This window comes from Streptomyces chlorus (assembly GCF_042655885.1).
In the GTDB taxonomy this organism is placed as follows: Bacteria; Actinomycetota; Actinomycetes; order Streptomycetales; family Streptomycetaceae; genus Streptomyces; species Streptomyces chlorus.
Genome location: NZ_JBHSOA010000008.1, coordinates 1 through 6,132, shown reverse-complemented (window position 1 = coordinate 6,132; position 6,132 = coordinate 1). Strand labels below are relative to the sequence as shown.

At 70.8% G+C, this 6,132-nt stretch carries 7 protein-coding genes; 3 read left to right on the top strand and 4 right to left on the bottom strand.

Annotation, left to right across the window (positions count from 1 at the left end; genetic code table 11):
• The first annotated feature begins 159 nt into the window (after nt 1-159).
• Entirely contained in the window at nt 160-945 is a 786-nt protein-coding gene (locus tag ACFPZI_RS03860) for a GntR family transcriptional regulator (protein WP_381358212.1), read from the top strand.
• Nucleotides 946-1,076: 131 nt separating this feature from the next.
• Here the strand turns inward: ACFPZI_RS03860 and ACFPZI_RS03855 are convergent, their stop codons facing one another.
• Both ACFPZI_RS03855 and ACFPZI_RS03850 read right to left on the bottom strand, forming a co-directional pair.
• Entirely contained in the window at nt 1,077-2,228 is a 1,152-nt protein-coding gene (locus ACFPZI_RS03855; protein ID WP_381358209.1) for a hypothetical protein, read from the bottom strand.
• Between the two features lie 498 nt (nt 2,229-2,726).
• On the bottom strand, nt 2,727-2,915 hold the full coding sequence (locus ACFPZI_RS03850) for a hypothetical protein (protein WP_381358206.1): 189 nt from the start codon (nt 2,913-2,915) through the stop codon (nt 2,727-2,729).
• A gap of 124 nt (nt 2,916-3,039) precedes the next feature.
• Between ACFPZI_RS03850 and ACFPZI_RS03845 the strand changes: the two genes are divergently transcribed.
• Nucleotides 3,040-3,552: a hypothetical protein gene (locus tag ACFPZI_RS03845; RefSeq protein WP_381358204.1), complete on the top strand. Its 513-nt coding sequence runs from the start codon at nt 3,040-3,042 to the stop codon at nt 3,550-3,552.
• A gap of 366 nt (nt 3,553-3,918) precedes the next feature.
• On the opposite strand, the gene ACFPZI_RS03840 is transcribed toward ACFPZI_RS03845, so the two are convergent.
• Together ACFPZI_RS03840 and ACFPZI_RS03835 are read right to left on the bottom strand one after the other, a co-directional pair.
• Nucleotides 3,919-4,509, bottom strand: coding sequence for a tetratricopeptide repeat protein (locus ACFPZI_RS03840; RefSeq protein WP_381358201.1), 591 nt, complete (start codon nt 4,507-4,509; stop codon nt 3,919-3,921).
• A gap of 7 nt (nt 4,510-4,516) precedes the next feature.
• Nucleotides 4,517-5,608: a protein kinase family protein gene (locus tag ACFPZI_RS03835; RefSeq protein WP_381358199.1), complete on the bottom strand. Its 1,092-nt coding sequence runs from the start codon at nt 5,606-5,608 to the stop codon at nt 4,517-4,519.
• 207 nt (nt 5,609-5,815) lie between these two features.
• Between ACFPZI_RS03835 and ACFPZI_RS03830 the strand changes: the two genes are divergently transcribed.
• Nucleotides 5,816-6,132 (top strand): hypothetical protein (locus tag ACFPZI_RS03830; protein ID WP_381358196.1); only part of this gene is annotated, 317 nt, incomplete at its 3' end.

The following is a 6,132-nucleotide window of genomic DNA, read 5'->3' as shown; positions in this document are numbered from 1 at the left end:
GCCGAGCGGGGGGGGGAGAAGCCGAGAGCTTGGGGAAGGAGCCCCGGGGGCCGGCGACACCACGGCGGGGCGCGGTGCCGGACCCCGCGAGCCCGGCCCGACCCACACGAGAGGCCCTGGCCCTGCCCTCGACAGCGCACTCAACAGGAAGGTACGCCCATGGCGAAGACCGGTGACCGGGGCCGTTCCGTGACCGAACCCGCGCTCAACTCACTGGACTTCGCCCTGGACCGGGGCAGTCCGGTGCCGCTGTACTACCAGCTCGCCCAGCAGTTGGAGGCGGCGATCACGCACGGCGACCTCGCCCCGGGCAATCTCCTGGGCAACGAGGTCGATCTCTCGGTACGCCTCGGTCTGTCCCGCCCCACGGTCCGCCAGGCCATCCAGTCCCTTGTCGACAAGGGGCTGCTGGTCCGGCGGCGTGGGGTGGGCACCCAGGTGGTGCACAGCCAGGTCAGGCGCCCCCTGGAGCTCAGCAGCCTCTACGACGACCTGGAGGCGGCCGGCCAGGGCCCGAGTACGCAGGTCGTCCGCCACGAGACGGTCCCGGCGCCCCCCGGCGTGGCGGCGGCCCTGGGCCTGCCCGAGAGCGGAGAAACGGTCCTCCTCGAACGCCTGCGCCGCACCCACGGCCGGCCCGTCGCCCTCCTCTGCAACTACCTCCCGCCGGGCCTGCTGGAACTGGACGACGCCCGGCTGGAGTCGACCGGCCTGTACCGCATGATGCGTTCGGCGGGCATCACCCTGCACAGTGCCCGACAGACCGTCGGCGCCCGCTCGGCCACCGCCGGGGAGGCGGCCCGCCTGGACGAGAAGGAGGGCGCCGCCCTGCTCACCATGCACCGCACCGCCTACGACGACACGGGCCGCGCGGTGGAGTACGCGACCCACGTCTACCGTGCCTCGCGCTACTCGTTCGACTTCCAGCTACTGGTCAGGTCCTGAGCCGGTGCCGTGCCCCGGACACGGCACAGAGCGGGTCACGGGGCGGGCGGGCGGCACGGCTCAAGGGCGTCCGCGGCGCATCGGCAAAGAGGCTCCACGGACGGGGAGCCGGGCGCCGACGTGAGCGCGGCCTACTTGTTCGTGCCCCGGAAGCGGCCGAAGGCCTTCGTCAAGCCGCTGAGTGGCGAGCCTTCCTCCCCGACCGGCCCCGGCGCGGGCGGTCGGGGCACGCCGTCGCCGCCGGTCACCTCGGCGAGTGCGGCCTGCGCGGCCTCGGCCGCCTCCCGGTACAGGTCACGGGACTCCGTCATGACGTCGAGCGCGTGGGCGTACCTGGCGACCATGTCCTGGGCGTGGGCCAGCTCCTCTTCCGTGCTGAGCAGGTGCCAGCCCCGGCGCAGCCTCGTCAGAGCCTGCTCGGCCTCGGCCGGCAGGGGCCGCGGCAGTGCGGCGAACTCAATGATCCTGCCGAGGAATTCGACCGGTTCCGAGCCGTCCAGGAAGATGCTGCGCACCGTGAAGTGCTCCGGGTCGTAGTCCGGTCCCGGCGGCACCGTGGGCAGGACGACGGCGCCGCCGCGCGGCATCCGCAGCTTCAGCTCCCGCTGCAGCGCGAAGTCGGCGATCCGGGCCTGCTCGGGTGTGCCCCGGTGCTCGACCACCCGGTGCCGCAGGCTCGGCGGCAGGAACTCCGCGACCGGCCGCTGCCCCCGCGCGTCCGGCGTCATCGCCTCGTGCACCACGATATGGACGAACCAGCTGTTCCGGGCGCAGTCCCGCAGCCGTCGACGCACCTCGTCGTCGTCCTTCGGCAGGTGGTTCACCGTCCGCAGGCGTACGCCCGGCACCGTGTCGTGGTCCCACTCGACCCGGCTGCTGTCGGGCCAGAACATGGTGGCGGGCGACGGCCAGCGAGCGTCCCACGCACGCTCCGCCTCGGCGGCGAGGAACCAGGTGACGCCTTCGGCCTCCTCCCCGCGGGCCGGCGGATCGTGGGTGGTCAGCTGTGCGCGCACCGTGACGTCCCCGGCCACGCGCCAGCGGGCCTCGAAGAGGCGGCGGGCCGACGGGCCGGGGTCGGCGGAGGCGTCCCGGGGGTACAGGACGGTGGACCGGACCGCCTCGACGGGGTCGAGCTCCAGGAAGTCGTCGAGACCCCCGGCCGCCTTGAGGGCGATGAGGTTGCGCTGGACGTCGAGCTCGGGCTCGGGGCCCAAATGGCGTCCGCGCGCCAGCCATACGGTGTCGGGGACGGTGGGCGTGGGGGTGCTGTTTTTGACCATGGAGTCGTTCTGTGAGCGGTCAGGGGCCTGATCAGTATGGTCCGTGGACCGGCGCACCGTCCATGACCTGCGGCACCTCCCGGACACCGGCACGCGCACGCCTCGACGAGGTGTGCCGGCCGCCCGGAAGCGAAGTGAACCGGCCGAACGCCGAAAGGGCCATCCAAGGATGGCCCTGAGCTGCGGAGTTGCCCGACACAATCCGACGTCACCGTCGGGACGACAGGATTTGAACCTGCGCCCCCTTGACCCCCAGGAGTGAGAGCCATAGGAACTACCTGCACATATCAGGCAGAACTAGGGTGCAGGACGCGCGTCCCCGCGCGTGCCGTTCAGGGTCGCGAGCACCGTGTGGTCCCCAACTGGTCCCCAGGTAATGGTGACAGCTTGGGTATCTGTCCGCCGTTGAGCCAGCAGGCGACGCGGCCGGCGCGTTCCGCGAGCTGCGCGTAGGTGAGCCGTCGGGTGCCGTCCGTCACCGCTTCGGCGTCCGGAGAGCTACGGGCCACGCGGCGACCAGATCGTGCAGGCAGGCGCCCGCTGCCGGGTCGACGTGCTCGCTTCGACGCGATTCCAGGCGTGGACCACCTGCATGTGCTCCCCTTCAGTGAGGATCGGCAGCCGGGAGAGCGGCTCGTCCGGGCGCTCACACGCGGCGTCGAGGAGGGCGTGGAAGTGCCAGGCCATGCCCCTAGCACGCAGAGCCGCCGCAGACACCCTTGACCGGTCGGAACCGCCCCGAGGCTACTCGTAATGGAATCCTGACGATTGAGCTTGATGTTCGATCGGCCGTAATGAAAGCCTTACGGACATGACGACCTATCAGTTCGACGGGCACCGATTTGACACCCTCACCGTGCTGGACGAGTCCGACGACGAGTACCCCGCGCCCGTGGGCGTGGCAGCTAGCTGCAGCTGCGGCTGGCGCGGAGCCGACGCCCTTCCCGGCATGGAGGGGAAGGGCGGCTATCGCGGCAGTGCCTCCCACCCGATCACGCTTGAGGAGGGCGAAGCCGAGCGTGCCGCAAAGCAGGAGTGGCTGGACGAGCACATCGCCGAGACCGCCGTCCCGGCCGCCCTCGCCGATCAAATCCGCTCCGTCGGCGAACAGCTCGACGCCCTGATCGAGGCGGACAAACCGATGGCCGCCCTGGCGGCGATCCGCCTGTCGGGCGGCTACTTCGCCCGCCAGGCCCGCGATGCTGCCCTGCGCGCCAGCTTCCTTGACCATTCCTGGTCGCAGATTGGTGACGCGCTCGGCATCTCCAAGCAGGCAGCGTGGGAGCGGTACGGAAAATCCCGCCCGGAAAGGGCATCGGAGTAGCAGGCCCGACTGCCATCGGAGCAGCCAGGGCGACTCCGAAAGCACCCCGGCACCTGCGCATCAGCCTCCGCGCCCATGATCGTTCTAGCCGATAACCACGGTTCCATGGCCCCCCGAGGTCGGGTACAGCCCGCACCCATCGTCACCAGTGCTTGGACGTCAGACAAACAGAAACTCCACGGAAGCCCCAAGTGCGGAACGCTGCGGTCCGTTACCTCCGTCAAGCAGATCGACTCTCGTTCAGCAAAGCCATGAGTCGGCTCTGCGTTCTGCCGGTGACCGCTGCCAGCGAATAGCCCCATCGTGTTCCTCGGAGCAGCCGTGGTCGAGGTCGACTCCCGCGTCATCTCTCCGCCCGGCTGCCGACTACTGGCCGGCTGTCCGCGCGGCGAGGCCCTCCAGCCAGCTCCTAACGCGCCGGGACCACTCCTGAATCTCGAACGCAGCCCGCGACCGTTCGCCTCCGTACTGGTCCAGCACGGCGAAGCTCGCGTCAACCACCTTCAGGGCGTCGTCGTGACGTCCCTCGTCGCCGAGCAGGACGGCGAAGTTGATCAGGCTCATGGCGTGGTCCGTCCAGACACGCCGCGCCTCCTCCGGAGGCAGGGCGTCATAGACTCGGGTGGCCTCGGCGACGGCCGTCCGAGCCTCACCCGCCCGTCCCAGGTCTCCCAGGCGGCTGCCCAGGTTCGTGAGACTCCTCGCCAGATCGCCCCCGACCGCCGGCCCACCCAGCTCCGTCCTTCGGCGCCCGATGAGGACAGCCTCCTCAATAGCTTGGAGTGCCTCACGGTGCCGGCCTACCTCCGCCAGGCGGTTGGACAGGTTGTTCAGGGTCATGGCATGGCCGGCGCTGAAGATGCCGAAGTCCCGGCCCCTCAGCTCCCGGTACAGCGTCTCCGCTTCGGAGACCGCGTCGAGACTCTCCGCTGCCCGGCCGGCTTCGCCCAGTCGCACGGAAAGATTACTGAGAGCCTCGGCGAGACCAGTCGAGAAGGGGACGGAGGCGGAGTCGCCCCCCACCGACAGCAGCTCCCGGTACACCTCCACGCCCTCCAGGGCCGCAGCGAGCGAATCCTCCTGCTCCCCCCATGGAGGCCAGTTGGTTCGAGAACGTCAGGAGAAGACGGGCGAATTCCAGCCCGTAGGTGCCGATGTCCCGTCTCGCCAGATCCCGAATCCGCCGGACGTCCTCGGCGACGACCTCCTTCGACGCTCGGTCGGCCGTCGGGCCTCCGGACGCAAGGGCGAACGCCTCGGCCAGGTCGGCGGCGGAGGGCCTGCGGGTGGGGTCGTGCTCCAGGCAACGCCAAAGAGTCCGCAGGAGCACCGGGCCGATCCCGGGGTTGGTCAAGGGGCCATGTTCCGAGTTGTCGGCCTTCGGGTCGCTCCACCGTCCCGAGAGAAGGGCCAGCAGCAGCGCCCCGACGGCGTACACATCGCTCTGCGGCGTGGGCGACCGCCCGTCGTCGTCCGCCTCCAGGTAGGTGTCGCTGAGGGGCAGCACGTCGCGGTGAGCACTGTCGACTCCGTCGACGGTCGCGGTCGCCCAGCCGACCAGCCGGACGTCGCGGTCGGTCACGAGAACGGCCAGGGGTGAGAGCGAGCCGTGCACGAGCCCCCGGGAGTGGGCGAGGGCAACGGCCTCCGTCAGGCCCAGCCCGATGCGCAAGAAGAGCTCCTCCGGGACCGTTCCCCCGTGTTCGTCGAGGACGGCGCGCAGGTTCGGTGCGGGCGGTGAGGACGGGGCGTCTGCGCGGCGGTGGACGCAGCTCGCCGCGACCCACGGCAGCTCCCCTGTGGTGAGCGTCGCCACGCCGAGGAGTGCGGGGGCATGCGTGCCCTGCATGCGCATCAGGCACTCGGCTTCCGTCCGGACGAGGTCCCGTGCGGTTCCCGGGTCGCGGGTATGCAGCATGACCGGCGCCCGGACCGTGGCGATGGTGCCGTCCTCGTCCTCGGCCAGGTACATCGTCAGGTGGGGCCAACCGTGGGCACTGCGTGCACGGAGCCGGAACCGACCGAGCCGTACCGGGTCCTCCGGCAGGAGCTCCATCCAGCCTGCTGGCAGGGTCTCACCCGGGGCGTCGTCGTACGCCTCGTCAGTCCCGGCAGCTGCTGAGTCCCGGGGCCCGGCGGAATCCCCGCTCTCGCCCCCGGGACACGGGGCCGTTCCGGCCCGGGCGCCACCGACCCGATATCGGCGGACGGGATGCCGAGCCGCATTAGCACCTGCTCCCGAAGCCAGCCGAAGGAGCGTGCGGTGTCGTCGATGACGGCCGCGCCGTCCGGGTGCCCGACCCACGCCGGGAAGACCGGGGCGCGGCCGACGGCGGCCCGGAACCACGCCTGGGCCCATGGCGAGGACCATGGTCAGGAGACCGTCGGGCTGTATCTCCAAGGCGAGATCGCCACGCTGCTGCGCGTCGGCCACTTCCGCGACTTTGCGCCGGAAGGTGTCTGGTTCTTTGGCAGCTTCTACGGCCACTCTCCTCTCGAGTGGCCCATACGCGTCCCTGGAGGCGCCGGACCCTGGCAGAGCCATGTCCAGGGGAACCTGCGCGACGCGCCTGGCCCGAC